This is a genomic window from Bradyrhizobium sp. USDA 10063 (genome assembly GCF_054063735.1).
In genome coordinates this window covers 615,270-628,869 of record NZ_JBSSGP010000002.1, presented here as the reverse complement: position 1 = coordinate 628,869, position 13,600 = coordinate 615,270, and the positions used below count along the sequence as shown (strand labels likewise).

The following is a 13,600-nucleotide window of genomic DNA, read 5'->3' as shown; positions in this document are numbered from 1 at the left end:
CTCAGTTGCGGAAGCTGAGCGCCGAGCCGTAACAGGGATAGGCTGCGGCCGGACGCGCGAGCCGCGCTTCCACGGCAGCGAGCAGGTGCTTTTCGCAGGGAACATTGCGGATTTCCGGGCGCGATGCCTCTTCCATGGCGTCGATCAGCATCGACAACCATCGCCGGTCGCCCTGTTCCGATTGCCGGATATGAAATCGCTGGCTCATCGCTTTAACTAACCCGAAACCCTTCGGTCCGTTCCCGCCTACCCTGCCGCAATAAAAATCGTTCGCATGTGATCTGGTTCACAGGGCCAGCGGGCGGTTCGGGCGTAGACCACCGCCATGTCCCACGAGACCTACAGATCCTTGTTCGATCCGCGCCGCGCGACCTCAAAACGGACTACGCCCTGATCGCCGTGGGCATCGTCGCCGCTTTGGTTGCGTTCGCTTATCTCATCCTCACCTGAGATAGCCGGCCGAACACGCGCCGTTCCCTTGGACGTTGGTGCGTCCAGGCGGAATTAGGTTCAGCCTGTCCGACAAAACGTTCCCCGACTCGCCGCCTCGATCCTGAAATCCGTCAAGCGTCATGCCGCCTTACTGCGTGATTCACACTTCGCTTGTGTGAATCGTGAATAAGGCGCATGGGCACTTCCGCTTCCGATGGCGGTGGCGCTTTATCGCCGCCCCTGCTCCGGCAATCCCAATAACGGCGAAATCCGAAGAATAATTCCGTCCATGGCAACTGATTCGAATGTCCTGAAGCTCGCGCCTGAGCCGGGAACCCCGGCCTATCGCAGCGCACCGCACAATATCGAGGCGGAACAGGGCCTGCTCGGCGCGATCCTGGTCAACAACGATGCCTTCTACCGCGTCTCGGATTTCCTCGAGCCGAAGCACTTCTTCGAGCCGCTCCACCAGACGATCTATGAGACCGCCGGTAGCCTGATCCGCATGGGCAAGGTCGCTACCCCCGTAACGCTGAAGACCTTCCTGCCGGCGGACACCGACATTGGCGGCATGACGGTTGCCCAATACCTCGCCCGTCTCGCGGCCGAAGCGACCACGATCATCAACGCCCAGGACTATGGACGGACCGTCTATGACCTGTCGTTGCGGCGCGACCTGATCCGGATCGGCGAGGACATGGTCAATGTCGCCTATGAGGCGCCGGTGGATTTCGCACCGCGCGCCCAGATCGAGGATGCCGAGCGCCAGCTCTACGAGCTTGCCGAGACCGGTCGCTATGACGGCGGCTTCCAGCGTTTCGCCCAGGCGCTGACGGTTGCGGTCGACATGGCCGCGAAAGCGTTCCAGCGCGACGGCAAGCTGTCGGGCGTCTCAACCGGCCTGCGCGACCTCGACGCCAAGATGGGCGGCCTGCAGCCGTCGGACCTCATCATCGTCGCCGGCCGCCCCGGCATGGGCAAGACTTCGCTCGCAACCAACATCGCCTACAACATCGCCAAGGCCTATGAGGGCGAGGTGCAGGCCGACGGCACCATCAAGGCGATCCACGGCGGCGCGGTCGGCTTCTTCTCCTGCGAAATGTCGGGCGAGCAGCTCGCCACCCGTATCCTCGCCGAGCGCACTGGCATTCCCTCGAGCCACATCCGCCGCGGCGGCATCACCGAGATGGATTTCGAGAAGATCCGCGAATGCTCGATCGAGCTGCAGTCCCTGCCCTTCTACGTCGACGAAACCGGCGGCCTGTCGATCTCGCAGCTCACCGCGCGGGCGCGGCGGCTGAAGCGGCAGAAGGGTCTCGACCTCATCGTTATCGACTACATCCAGCTCCTGCAGGGATCGGGCAAGCGCGGCACCGACAACCGCGTCCAGGAAATCACGGAGATCACGACCAGCCTGAAGGCGCTGGCGAAGGAATTGAACGTTCCAGTGATCGCATTGTCGCAGCTCTCGCGCCAGGTGGAAAACCGCGACGACAAGCGTCCGCAACTCTCCGACCTGCGCGAGTCCGGTTCGATCGAGCAGGACGCCGACGTCGTGATGTTCGTCTATCGTGAGGAATATTACCTCGCCAATAAGGAACCGCGCGCGGGCACGCCGGAATACGAGAAGTGGCAGCTTGATATGGACCTCGCTCACGGCAAGGCCGAAGTCATCATCGGCAAGCAGCGCCACGGCCCGACCGGTACCGTCGAACTGCACTTCGAAGCCAGCGTGACGCGGTTCGGCGATCTCGCCCATGACGGTCAGTTGCCGGATCGGTCCTATTGATGTGCGGTTGAACCGATGCGGCGCCCCGCGTAAAACGGCTCCATGAACGTCGCCTCCGATCCGAAATCGCTCCCGCAGGGCTCGCCACTCTCGTCCGACGCAAACGAGCTCGCGGTGCCTCCGACCGCTACGGGCATCCTGACCGTCGATCTCGACGCCATCATCGCCAACTGGCGCAAGCTCGAGAAGACCGCGGTTCCGGCCGAATGCGGCGCAGTCGTCAAGGCCGACGGCTATGGCTGCGGCGCTGCACAGGTTTCGCGGGCACTGGCCAACGCCGGCTGCAAGACCTTCTTTGTCGCCAATATCGAAGAGGCGCGCGCCGTCCGCGAGGCGGTGCCATCCGCGACCATCTATGCGCTCGGCGGCTTCTTCCAGAACACCGGCGACAGCTACGCCAAGCTCGACTGCCAGCCCGTGATCGGCGACCTCAACGAACTCGCCGAATGGGACGTGTTCTGCCGCCGCTCGGGCTGGTCGGGCGGCGCTGCTGTCCACATCGACACCGGCATGAACCGGCTCGGCCTTACGCTGAGCGAAGCGCAAGGCATCATCCCGCGCATCAATGCCGGCGATCATGGCATCACGCTGGTGATGAGCCACCTCGTCGCGGCCGAGCAGCTCCACAATCCGATCAACGCCAGGCAGCTCACGACCTTCCGCGAGATCGCGAGCCTGTTCACCGGCGTGCCAGCATCGCTCGCGAATTCCTCCGGCATTTTCCTTGGCCCCCAATTCCAGTTCGATCTGGTGCGGCCGGGAGCCGCGCTCTACGGCGTCAACCCGACGCCCGAGGCCGACAACCCGATGCGGCCGGTGGTCGATCTCAAGGCCCGGATCGTGCAGATCCGCACCGTCGATCGCGGCGAGACCGTCGGCTATGGCGGCACCTGGACCGCGCGGCGGCCGACGCGATTGGCGGTTATCTCGGTCGGCTATGCCGACGGCTATTTCCGTGCTGCCAGCTCGAACGATGGCACCCGCGGCGCCGACGTGGTGGTCGCCGGCAAGCGCTGTCCGATCGCCGGCCGCATCTCCATGGACCTGATTGCCGTCGACATCACCGAACTCGACAAGAATGCCGTGCGGCGCGGTCACATGGTCACCCTCATCGGCGAGGGCATCACGGTCGACGAAACAGCGCATCATTTCGGCACCATCGGCTACGAGGTGCTGACCAGCCTTGGTCCGCGTTATGCGCGCATCTACAAGGGCGGCAACGCCACGGAGGAGCCGCCGCCACCGCCTGCCGATTCCGGCAACACTCCGACCTGATCGGGTTAGGATGGATCGCGGTCGTCTCGACGCATGAAGATCGCGACCTTCAACATCAACAACATCAACCGCCGCCTGCCGAACCTGCTGCGCTGGCTGCGCGCGGCAAAACCCGATGTCGTCAGCCTGCAGGAACTGAAGGCGACCGACGCCGAATTTCCGTTTCCCGCGATCGAGAAGGCTGGTTATGGCGCGGTGTGGCACGGGCAGAAGACCTGGAACGGCGTTGCGATCCTCGCGCGAAAAGCCGAGCCGGTATTGATCCGCACCGCCCTGCCCGGCGACCGCACCGACAACGAGGCACGCTATATCGAGGCCGCCGTCAAGGGTATCATCGTCACCAGCCTCTATCTGCCGAACGGCAATCCGCAGCCGGGGCCGAAATTCGACTACAAGCTCGCCTGGTTCAGGCGGCTGCGCGCGCATGCCGCCAAGTTCCTGAAAGAGGATATCCCGGTCGTGCTCGCCGGCGACTACAACGTCGCGCCGACCGGGCTCGACATCTATCCGACGCGCTCGTGGGACAAGGATGCATTGATCCAGCCGAAGAGCCGTGCCGCCTTCAAGGCGCTCGTCGACCAGGGCTGGTGCGACGCAATCCGCGCGCTGCATCCGGCACAGCCGATGTTCACCTTCTGGGACTACAAGCGCAACCGCTGGCCGCGCGATGCGGGGCTGAGACTCGATCATCTCTTGCTCAGTCCTGTGCTCGCACCGAGTCTGACGAAGGCCGGCGTCGACCGCGACATTCGCGGTGAGGAAGGCGCAAGCGACCACGCGCCGGCGTGGATCGTGCTGCGGTGATTGCCACCGTTGGCTGCCATCAATCACGGTGTCGTCATTGCGAGCGGAGCGAAGCAATCCATGGCGCGACTTGTCGAAGCATGGATTGCTTCGTCGCTTGCGCTCCTCGCAATGACGGCGCGAGTTCTGATTCAAATGTCAAACAGTTCTCCGCTGTCATCGTCCGCGAAGGCGGACGATCCAGTATTCCAGAGACGGCAGGTGCTTGAACCGAGAGGCCGCCGGATACTGGATGCCCGCCTTCGCGGGCATGACGATGGAGTGTGGTGAGGGGATGTGAGTTCGCATTCTCGCGGCGCCTTTGCGTCCGAGCTTTGCGCTACTTTCCACCCTCCTCGATATCAGAGGGCGCAGGGAAAGCCGGGTGCCGGTTGCACCCATGGGCCCCGTGCAACAAAAAGCACGGGGGTAGGACCACAGGTCAACCGGAGCAGCTCCGGCTTTCCCTGCGCGATGGTTTTACGGCTTACTTCGTGCTCTTCCCGGTGACCGGGCTTTCTTGCCACCGTCGCCCGCAGATCATCTCCGCGAACTTAGCGCCAGCGTCGGGGCGCCAGAACCACACGACTTCGCCGTCCGCTGATGTCACGCTCGTCAGTCGCAACACCCGCGTCCACCGCATCTCACCGCAACGTTCGTGACGATCGCGACCCGCCCCTCTTTCGGGTGAGACGCGCGGATTAATAGTGCTGATTTGCCCGACGGCGAAAGCGAAATGCTTTTTTTCGCGCGAGGACTGGACGGGGCAAATCACGTCAAGATCGCTGACGAAATTCGTCTCGCTGCGCACGCGCCATCAGACCCTCATGGTGAGGAGCGCGTAGCGCGTCTCGAACCCATGAGGCCCCGATCTCGCCCGCGGCCCATCCCTCGAGACGCCGCTTGCGCGGCTCCTCGGGACGAGGAGCATGTCGTTCGGGGCTCGCGCCAACTACGAAAATTGGTAGGCTCTCTTCCCCCTGAACGAGTCGCGGACACCATCTCGTGGGCTATCTCTTCGTCCTCATCGTCGGCCTGATTGCCGGCACCCTTTCGGGCATCGTCGGCACGGGATCGTCGATCATGCTGATGCCGGTGCTGATCTATCAGTTCGGGCCGAAGCAGGCGGTGCCGATCATGGCGGTGGCCGCGGTGATGGCGAACCTTTCGCGCATCCTGGCCTGGTGGCGTCAGGTCGATTGGCGGGCCTGCGCCGCCTACTCCATCACCGGCATCCCGGCCGCGGCGCTCGGCGCGCGCACGCTGCTGGCGCTGCCCTCTCGCGCGGTCGATATCGCGATCGGCCTGTTCCTGATTGCGATGGTGCCGGTGCGGCACTGGCTGGCGCGGCATCAACTGAAGGCGCAGTTGTGGCACCTCGCGCTGGGCGGTGCCATCATCGGCTATCTCACGGGCATCGTGGTCTCGACCGGACCTTTGAGCGTGCCGCTATTCCTGTTCTACGGCCTCACCAAGGGCGCATTCCTCGCCACCGAGGCCGCAAGCTCGCTCGGCCTTTATTTGAGCAAATCGGTGACGTTCGAACGCTTCGGCGCGCTGACGCCCGACGTCGCGCTCAAAGGCCTGATCGCCGGCTCCTCGCTGATGGCGGGCGCCTTCGTGGCAAAGCGTTTCGTCTTGCGGCTTGAACCTGACGTGTTCCGCCTCGTGATGGATGGCATCATGCTTGCGGCCGGCGCGTCGCTGCTGTGGTCGGCCGCAACTCACTAGAGCTACCGCCCCAGCAATCCGCCAGCGCCATCACAAGCAATCTCGCGCCAAAGCCGCCAATGATTGAGGGTTCGTGCCGTCAGGCTTAACCGTGCTATGCACGATACGCAAAGCAGCGACTCAAGCATTCAGATGGCCAAAAGCACCCTCTCCTTTGTCTGCCAGAATTGCGGCGCGGCGTATAATCGCTGGCAGGGGAAGTGCGACGCCTGCGGCGAGTGGAACACGCTCGCCGAGGAGGACGCGACCGGCAACGTGCCGGTGTCGATCCGCTCCAAGCGCAAGGGGCGGACGTTTGCGCTGGAGTCGCTCTCCGGCAAGAGCCACGACGCGCCCCGTCTCTCTTCCGGGATGACCGAGCTTGACCGCGTCACCGGCGGCGGCTTCGTGCGCGGGTCGGTGCTGCTGGTCGGCGGCGATCCCGGCATCGGCAAGTCGACGCTGCTGACGCAGGCGACCAGCATGCTGGCGCGCGCCGGGCACCGCGCGGTCTACATCTCTGGCGAAGAGGCGGTGGCGCAGGTGCGGCTGCGCGCCGAGCGGCTGGGCCTTGCGAATGCGCCGGTGCAGCTCGCTTCTGAAACGTCCGTCGAGGATATCGTCTCGACGCTGTCCGAAGGCGCCGTGCCGCGCCTGATCGTGATCGACTCGATTCAGACCATGTGGACCGACACGGTGGAATCCGCGCCGGGGACGGTCACCCAGGTCCGCGCCTCGGCGCAGGCGCTGATACGCTTCGCCAAGAAGACCGGTGCGGCCATCATCCTGGTCGGGCATGTCACCAAGGATGGCCAGATCGCAGGCCCCCGCGTGGTCGAGCACATGGTCGACGCGGTGCTGTCGTTCGAGGGCGAAGGCTCGCAGCAGTTCCGCATCCTGCGCGCGGTCAAGAACCGCTTCGGCCCGACCGACGAGATCGGGGTGTTCGAGATGACCGGGCTCGGCCTGCGTGAGGTCTCCAACCCCTCCGAATTGTTCCTGTCCGAGCGCGATCTCGGCAGTCCCGGCACGGCCGTGTTTGCCGGCATCGAGGGCACCCGCCCGGTGCTGGTGGAATTGCAGGCATTGGTGGCGCCCACCTCGCTCGGCACCCCCCGCCGCGCGGTGGTCGGCTGGGACCCGAGCCGGCTGTCGATGGTCCTGGCGGTGCTGGAGGCCCATTGCGGCGTGAAGCTCTCCGGCCACGATGTCTACCTGAACGTCGCGGGGGGCCTCCGCATCCAGGAACCCGCCGCCGACCTTGCCGCGGCTGCGGCGCTGGTGTCCTCGCTCGTCAACGCTCCCCTGCCGACGGATGCGGTCTATTTCGGCGAGATTTCGCTGTCCGGCGCGGTCCGGCCGGTGGCGCAGACCTCGGCCAGGCTGAAAGAAGCGGCCAAACTCGGCTTCGGCCGCGCCGTACTGCCCGAATCGGCCCGCGGCGATGTCGGCGATGCCGGACTTGCCCTGAACAGCGTCGGCGGGCTGACCACGCTGGTTGCCGAAATCGCCGCACGCGGCACGCCTAGGGGCAACCACCAGACCCAGCGGGACGCCGAACCCGTTGAGAAAAATGCCACACCGGCCCGATTCCGTCGCGAGAAGGGCTAAAGCAGGGTGACCTCAACCGCCCTCGCCGCTATACATCGCGCCGCGCGGGACAGGTGCTTTCCAGCCTTGCCGGAGGCGCCATAACCCCGTCAGCTACGACGGAACCGAAACGCCGATTCGCGGGCGGCCGAGCCCTGCAGAGCCTACAAGAAGAACGAGCGGACCTGACCAGCCGATGCCGATAACGATCCTCGATCTCGTCCTGCTCGCGGTGATGCTGATCTCGGGCCTGCTCGCGATGGTGCGCGGCTTCATGCGGGAGATCCTGTCGATCGCCGCCTGGGGTGCGGCGGCGCTGGTCACGCTCTATGCTTTCTCGAAGCTGTTGCCGACCGCCAAAACTTACTTCAACAACGACACGGTCGCCGCCGTCGTCGTCGTTGCCGGCACCTTCATCGGTACCCTGATCGTGGTGTCCATCATCACGGTGCGGATCTCCGACATGATCCTGGATTCGCGCATCGGCGCGCTCGACCGGACGCTCGGCTTCCTGTTCGGGCTGGCGCGCGGGCTCCTGATCGTGGTCGTCGCCTTCCTGTTCTTTAGCTGGCTGGTTCCTGACAAGCAGCGGCCGGACTGGGTGACGGGGGCAAAGTCCCGCGTGGTGCTGCAAGGAACCGGGGATTGGCTGATGTCGCTCTTGCCTGACGACCCCGAGAACACCATCTTAAAGCGGTTCAAGAAAAACAAGCCGGAAGACGACCAGACTGACGCCGAACCCGCTGCGCCGGCGTCGGGCGATGGCTATAGTAAACCTGCCCGCGACAGCCTTAAAAAGCTGATCGAAAAACCTGCGGGCCGTTAAACCTTGACTTAGGCCTGTTGGGCTACATCCAGCGCAGGCCACAAAGAAAGGCGATGAACGCGATGCAACCTCCTTCCGATCACGCCGAGCAACTTGACCCGAATTCCGGGCCTATCGAATTGCAGGATGATCTCGAAGGCGACACGCTACGCGAGGAGTGCGGCGTGTTCGGCATTTTCGGCCACCCTGAAGCCGCCGCCATCGCGGCGCTCGGATTGCACGCTCTCCAGCATCGCGGCCAGGAAGCTTGCGGCATCGTCACCTTCGACGGCAGCCGCTTCCACTCCGAGCGCCGGCTCGGCCTGGTCGGCGACACCTTCTCCCGCCGCGAAGTGATCGAGCGCCTGCCCGGCACAGTCGCGGTCGGCCATGTCCGCTATTCCACCACCGGCGCCACCATCCTGCGCAACGTGCAGCCGCTGTTCGCCGAGCTCAACGCCGGCGGCTTTGCGGTCGGCCACAATGGCAACCTCACCAACGGGCTGTCGCTGCGCCGCGAGCTCGTCAAGAACGGCGCCATGATGCAGTCGACCACCGACACCGAGGTGATCCTGCATCTGGTGGCGCAGTCCAAGCGCAGCCATTTCATCGACCGCTTCATCGAAGCGCTGCGCGCGATCGAAGGCGCCTACTCGCTGGTCGCGCTGACCAACAAGAAGCTGGTCGGCGCGCGCGATCCGCTCGGCATCCGGCCGCTCGTGCTCGGCGACCTCGACGGCCGGCCGATCCTGACCTCGGAGACCTGCGCACTCGACATGATCGGCGCCAAATATGTCCGCGACATCGAGCCCGGCGAGATCATCGTGTTCGACGAGAACGGCGCGCACAGCCACAAGCCGTTCCCGCCGAAACCACCGCGGCCCTGCATCTTCGAATACATCTATTTCTCGCGGCCCGACTCCATCGTCGGCGGCCGTTCGGTCTATGAAGTCCGCAAGGCGTTCGGCGCGCAGCTCGCGCGCGAGAGCCATCCGGATGTCGACGTCGTGGTGCCGGTGCCGGACTCCGGCGTGCCCGCCGCGGTCGGCTACAGCCAGTATTCCGGCGTGCCGTTCGAGCTTGGCATCATCCGCAACCACTATGTCGGCCGCACCTTCATCCAGCCGACCCAGAGCGTGCGCGAGCTCGGCGTGCGCATGAAGCATTCGGCCAACCGCGCAGCGATCGAAGGCAAGCGCATCATCCTGATCGACGACTCGCTGGTGCGCGGCACCACCTCGAAGAAGATCGTTCGCATGATGCGCGACGCCGGCGCCCGCGAGGTGCACTTCCGCCTCGCCTCCCCGCCGATCCTCTATCCTGATTATTACGGCATCGACCTGCCCGACCGCGGCGGCCTGCTCGCGGCAACGCACACGCTGGAAGAGATGCGCGAGATCATCGGCGCTGACTCGCTCGCCTTCCTGTCGATCGACGGCATGTACCGCGCCATGGGCTATCCCGCCGGCCGCGATCCCGCCAACCCGAAATTCGCCGACCATTGTTTTACGGGCGCCTATCCGACGCACCTCACGGACCACAGCGAAGCCGAGCCGCAGCCGCGGCAGCTCTCGCTGCTGGCGGAAGCGAGCTGAGAACAACACAACGAACGGTGTCGTCCCTGCGAAAGCAGGGTCCCATAACCACCGGCCCCCGTTTTTGGGCGCGACCAGTTACAAACAGTTTCGCACATCATAACCGCCGCGGAGTATGGGTCCCTGCTTTCGCAGGGACGACGGCGAAGAGACTTACTCGATGACAAAACCCCTCGCCTCCCGCATCGCCCTCGTTACCGGCGCCTCGCGCGGCATCGGCTATGCCACCGCGCTCGCGCTGGCCAAGGCCGGCGCGCACATCGTTGCGGTGGCGCGGACGCAAGGCGGGCTGGAGGAACTCGACGACGAGATCCGGCAAAGCGGCGGCAGCGCGACGCTGGTGCCGCTGAGCCTCACCGATTCCGACGGCATCGCCCGCTTAGGTGCCGCGCTGCATGAGCGCCACGGCAAGCTCGACATCCTCGTCGGCAATGCCGGCGTCGCCGGTCCCTCCTCTCCGCTCGGCCATATCGACCTGAAATCCTGGAACGACGTGATGGCGGTCAACGTGACCGCGAACTTCCAGCTCATCCGCTGCATGGAGCCGCTCTTGAAAGTGTCCGACGCCGGACGCGCGGTGTTCATCACCTCGGGCGCGGCGAACAAGGCGCTCGCCTATCTCGGCCCTTATGCGGCGTCGAAAGCCGCGCTGGAAACGCTGGTGCGCGTCTGGGCCAATGAGACCGCGAGCACAAAGCTGCGTATCAACCTGTTCAGCCCGGGCCCGATCCGCACCCGCATGCGCGCCGCGGTGTTTCCCGGCGAGGACCCGATGGATCTCGACACGCCCGAGCAGGCGGCGGAATTCATCGTGCCGATGTGCACGCCGGAGTGGAACGAGACCGGCAAGTTCTACGACTACCCGACGCGCAAGCTGATGAGCTTTCATCCGCCGGCGTGATTTCTTCCGTCATTGCGAGCGTAAGCGAAGCAATCCATCTCACCACTTGTGGAGCCATGGATTGCTTCGTCGCTACGCTCCTCGCAATGACGAGCGATTGACTCAACCTCCTCGGCGCGATTGACTGCTACCTGAGCGGGCAAAACCCGCCAACAAAAAATCAGGGAGGCAATCATGACGGCGAGGCTCAATCGCGCGCGCACCCTTTTCGTATTCATCTTAAGCTGTATCGTCTGCTTCTGCCTGTCGGCGCCATCACATGCCGGCGACATTCCGACCTTCGCTGTCGATGCGGCCTGGCCAAAGCCGCTGCCGAACAACTGGATCCTCGGGCAGGTCGGCGGCATCACCGTCGACTGGCAGGGCCATATCTGGGTGATCCATCGCCCGCGCTCGCTGACCGATGACGAGAAAGGCGCAACGCTCAATCCGCCGCGCTCCAAATGCTGCGTGCCGGCGCCGCCGGTGCTCGAGTTCGACGCCGACGGCAATCTGTTGCGCGCCTGGGGCGGGCCCGGCGAAGGCTACGAATGGGTCGGCCGCGAGCACGGCATCGAGGTCGACGAGCGCGGCTTCGTCTGGGTCGGCGGCAATGCCGACAATGACAACGCGATCCTGAAATTCACGCTCGACGGCAAGTTCGTCTCCCAGATCGGCAAGATCGCGCCGAGCAAGGGCTCAAGCGACACCACCCAGCTCGGCAAGCCCGCGGAGACCGCGATCGACAAGGAGGCCAACGAGATCTACGTCGCCGACGGCTATGGCAACCACCGCGTGATCGTGTTCGACGCCACCACCGGCGCCTACAAGCGGCACTGGGGCGCCTACGGCAATCCGCCGAGTGACGACAAGCAGGCCGCCTACGATCCCAAGGCGCCGGTTGCCCAACAATTCGGCAATCCCGTGCATTGCGTGAAGCTCGCCAATGACGGGCTGGTCTATGTCTGCGACCGCATCAACAACCGTATTCAGGTATTCAAGAAGGATGGGACCTTCGTCAAAGAGTGGTTCTTTGAAAAAAATACGCTGGGCAACGGCGCGGTGTGGGACATCGCGCTCTGGCCCGATCCGAAACAAACCTATCTCTTGAGCGCCGATGGCGAGAACAACGAGATCCGGATCGTCAGGCGCGACGATGGCACCGTTGTCGGCAGTTTCGGCCGCAGCGGCCGCAATGCCGGGCAATTCCACTGGGTTCACGCCATGGCCGTCGACGCCAAGGGCAACGTCTATACCGCCGAGGTCGACAACGCCAAGCGCATCCAGAAATTCAGACTGACCTCCGATGCGCTACGATAAGCGCATTGCCGGAACGCGCGAGACAGGATAAGCGGAACCTGAGATCGTCCCATCGATCGCGCCGCTGGCGAAAGGCCCCAAAAAGAGGGCCATGCCGGCATTAACAGGAGGGAACACATGAAAACGACGCGCGCGCGGCGCTACGCCGCGCTATTCGCCTGTGCCGGATTGGGTCTTGCGACCCCGGCCTTCGCCCAAGACAAGGCTCAGGACAAAACCGTCAAGATTGGCGTCTTGAACGACATGTCGAGCCTTTACGCCGACATCGGCGGCGCCAATTCGGTCGCCGCGGTCAACCTCGCGGTCGAGGATTCCGGCCTGCGCGCCAAGGGCTGGAAGATCGAGGTGCTGAGCGGCGATCACCAGAACAAGCCTGATGTCGGCGTCAACATCGCCCGGCAGTGGATCGACAACGAGAAGGTCGACGTCATCGTCGATACCCCGAACTCGGGCGTTGCGCTCGCGGTCGCCAACCTCGTCAAGGAGAAGAACGCGGTGCACCTCAACTCGGGTGCTGCCACCGCCGATCTCACCGGCAAGGCCTGCACGCCGAACACGATCTCCTACACCTACGACACCTACATGCTCGCCAACGGCACCGGCAAGGCGCTGACCAAGGCCGGCGGCGATAGCTGGTTTTTCCTGACCGCGGACTACGCCTTCGGCCATGCGCTGGAGCGCGACACCACCGCGGTGGTCGTCGCCAATGGCGGCAAGGCGCTGGGCGGCGTCAAGCATCCGCTCAACACGTCCGACTTCTCCTCCTTCCTGTTGCAGGCGCAGTCCTCGAAGGCGAAGGTGGTGGGCCTCGCGAATGCCGGCGGCGACACCACCAACTCAATCAAGCAGGCGGCGGAATTCGGCATCGTCTCCGGTGGCCAGAAGCTCGCAGCACTGCTGCTCTTCATCACCGACGTGCACTCGCTCGGCCTGAAGACCGCGCAGGGCCTGACGTTCACGGAATCCTTCTACTGGGATTTGAACGACAAGACCCGCGAATGGTCGAAGCGTTTTGCCAAGGTCTCGCCGAAGGGCATGATGCCGTCGATGACCGTCGCGGGCAATTACGCCGCCGTGCTGCATTACCTCAAGGCGCTGGAAGCGATGGGCGGCAACACGCATGACGGCGCCAAGACCGTCGCCAAGATGAAGGAACTGCCGACCGACGATCCCCTGTTCGGCAAGGGCCCGCTGCGCGCCGACGGCCGCCGCATCATCCCGGCCTATCTGTTCGAGGTGAAGAAGCCGGAAGAGTCCAAATATCCGTGGGACTATTACAAGCTGATCGCCACCATCGCGCCGGAAGACGCGGCCAAGCCGCTGGAAGCCAGCGAATGCCCGCTGGTGAAGAAGTAATGGCGTGATGCGCCGCCTGTAGGGTGGGCAAAGCGAAGCGTGCCCACCATTCTTGTGCGTGCAAG

11 protein-coding genes are annotated in these 13,600 nt (G+C 64.3%); 10 read left to right on the top strand and 1 reads right to left on the bottom strand.

Annotated features, from left to right (window positions below; all coding sequences use genetic code 11):
• Nucleotide 1: 1 nt before the first annotated feature.
• A complete protein-coding gene (locus ACVJGD_RS04810; protein ID WP_456633286.1) occupies nucleotides 2–151 on the bottom strand; it encodes a hypothetical protein in 150 nt (49 codons plus the stop codon).
• A gap of 570 nt (nucleotides 152–721) precedes the next feature.
• On the opposite strand from ACVJGD_RS04810, the gene ACVJGD_RS04805 reads away from it, so the two are divergent.
• From ACVJGD_RS04805 to ACVJGD_RS04760, 10 genes are all read left to right on the top strand, one after another.
• Entirely contained in the window at nucleotides 722–2,221 is a 1,500-nt protein-coding gene (locus tag ACVJGD_RS04805) for a replicative DNA helicase (protein ID WP_456633285.1), read from the top strand.
• A 42-nt stretch (nucleotides 2,222–2,263) separates the two neighbouring features.
• Nucleotides 2,264–3,496: an alanine racemase gene (gene alr, locus ACVJGD_RS04800; RefSeq protein WP_456633284.1), complete on the top strand. Its 1,233-nt coding sequence runs from the start codon at nucleotides 2,264–2,266 to the stop codon at nucleotides 3,494–3,496.
• A 33-nt stretch (nucleotides 3,497–3,529) separates the two neighbouring features.
• Nucleotides 3,530–4,300, top strand: a complete 771-nt coding sequence (locus ACVJGD_RS04795; protein WP_456633283.1) for an exodeoxyribonuclease III — start codon at nucleotides 3,530–3,532, stop codon at nucleotides 4,298–4,300.
• 984 nt (nucleotides 4,301–5,284) lie between these two features.
• Nucleotides 5,285–6,010, top strand: a complete 726-nt coding sequence (locus tag ACVJGD_RS04790; protein ID WP_456633282.1) for a sulfite exporter TauE/SafE family protein — start codon at nucleotides 5,285–5,287, stop codon at nucleotides 6,008–6,010.
• A 132-nt stretch (nucleotides 6,011–6,142) separates the two neighbouring features.
• Nucleotides 6,143–7,600, top strand: a complete 1,458-nt coding sequence (gene radA, locus ACVJGD_RS04785) for a DNA repair protein RadA (protein ID WP_456633281.1) — start codon at nucleotides 6,143–6,145, stop codon at nucleotides 7,598–7,600.
• A gap of 175 nt (nucleotides 7,601–7,775) precedes the next feature.
• On the top strand, nucleotides 7,776–8,405 hold the full coding sequence (locus ACVJGD_RS04780; RefSeq protein WP_027579562.1) for a CvpA family protein: 630 nt from the start codon (nucleotides 7,776–7,778) through the stop codon (nucleotides 8,403–8,405).
• 62 nt (nucleotides 8,406–8,467) lie between these two features.
• The gene (gene purF / locus ACVJGD_RS04775; protein ID WP_456640168.1) at nucleotides 8,468–9,979 is read left to right on the top strand and encodes an amidophosphoribosyltransferase; all 1,512 of its coding nucleotides are present in this window, start codon (nucleotides 8,468–8,470) and stop codon (nucleotides 9,977–9,979) included.
• A 160-nt stretch (nucleotides 9,980–10,139) separates the two neighbouring features.
• Entirely contained in the window at nucleotides 10,140–10,880 is a 741-nt protein-coding gene (locus ACVJGD_RS04770) for an SDR family NAD(P)-dependent oxidoreductase (protein WP_456633280.1), read from the top strand.
• 174 nt (nucleotides 10,881–11,054) lie between these two features.
• Nucleotides 11,055–12,179, top strand: coding sequence for a hypothetical protein (locus ACVJGD_RS04765; RefSeq protein WP_456633279.1), 1,125 nt, complete (start codon nucleotides 11,055–11,057; stop codon nucleotides 12,177–12,179).
• Nucleotides 12,180–12,296: 117 nt separating this feature from the next.
• Nucleotides 12,297–13,535: an ABC transporter substrate-binding protein gene (locus ACVJGD_RS04760; RefSeq protein WP_456633278.1), complete on the top strand. Its 1,239-nt coding sequence runs from the start codon at nucleotides 12,297–12,299 to the stop codon at nucleotides 13,533–13,535.
• The last annotated feature ends 65 nt before the right edge of the window (nucleotides 13,536–13,600 follow it).

Excerpts from the sequence above, each read along its gene's own strand:
- ACVJGD_RS04780 (WP_027579562.1), top strand. The coding sequence starts at position 7,776 with ATGCCGATAACGATCCTCGATCTCGTCCTGCTCGCGGTGATGCTGATC.
- ACVJGD_RS04810 (WP_456633286.1), bottom strand. The coding sequence starts at position 151 with ATGCTGATCGACGCCATGGAAGAGGCATCGCGCCCGGAAATCCGCAAT.
- ACVJGD_RS04770 (WP_456633280.1), top strand. The coding sequence starts at position 10,140 with ATGACAAAACCCCTCGCCTCCCGCATCGCCCTCGTTACCGGCGCCTCG.
- ACVJGD_RS04795 (WP_456633283.1), top strand. The coding sequence starts at position 3,530 with ATGAAGATCGCGACCTTCAACATCAACAACATCAACCGCCGCCTGCCG.
- alr (WP_456633284.1), top strand. The coding sequence starts at position 2,264 with ATGAACGTCGCCTCCGATCCGAAATCGCTCCCGCAGGGCTCGCCACTC.
- radA (WP_456633281.1), top strand. The coding sequence starts at position 6,143 with ATGGCCAAAAGCACCCTCTCCTTTGTCTGCCAGAATTGCGGCGCGGCG.
- ACVJGD_RS04805 (WP_456633285.1), top strand. The coding sequence starts at position 722 with ATGGCAACTGATTCGAATGTCCTGAAGCTCGCGCCTGAGCCGGGAACC.
- ACVJGD_RS04760 (WP_456633278.1), top strand. The coding sequence starts at position 12,297 with ATGAAAACGACGCGCGCGCGGCGCTACGCCGCGCTATTCGCCTGTGCC.
- purF (WP_456640168.1), top strand. The coding sequence starts at position 8,468 with ATGCAACCTCCTTCCGATCACGCCGAGCAACTTGACCCGAATTCCGGG.
- ACVJGD_RS04765 (WP_456633279.1), top strand. The coding sequence starts at position 11,055 with ATGACGGCGAGGCTCAATCGCGCGCGCACCCTTTTCGTATTCATCTTA.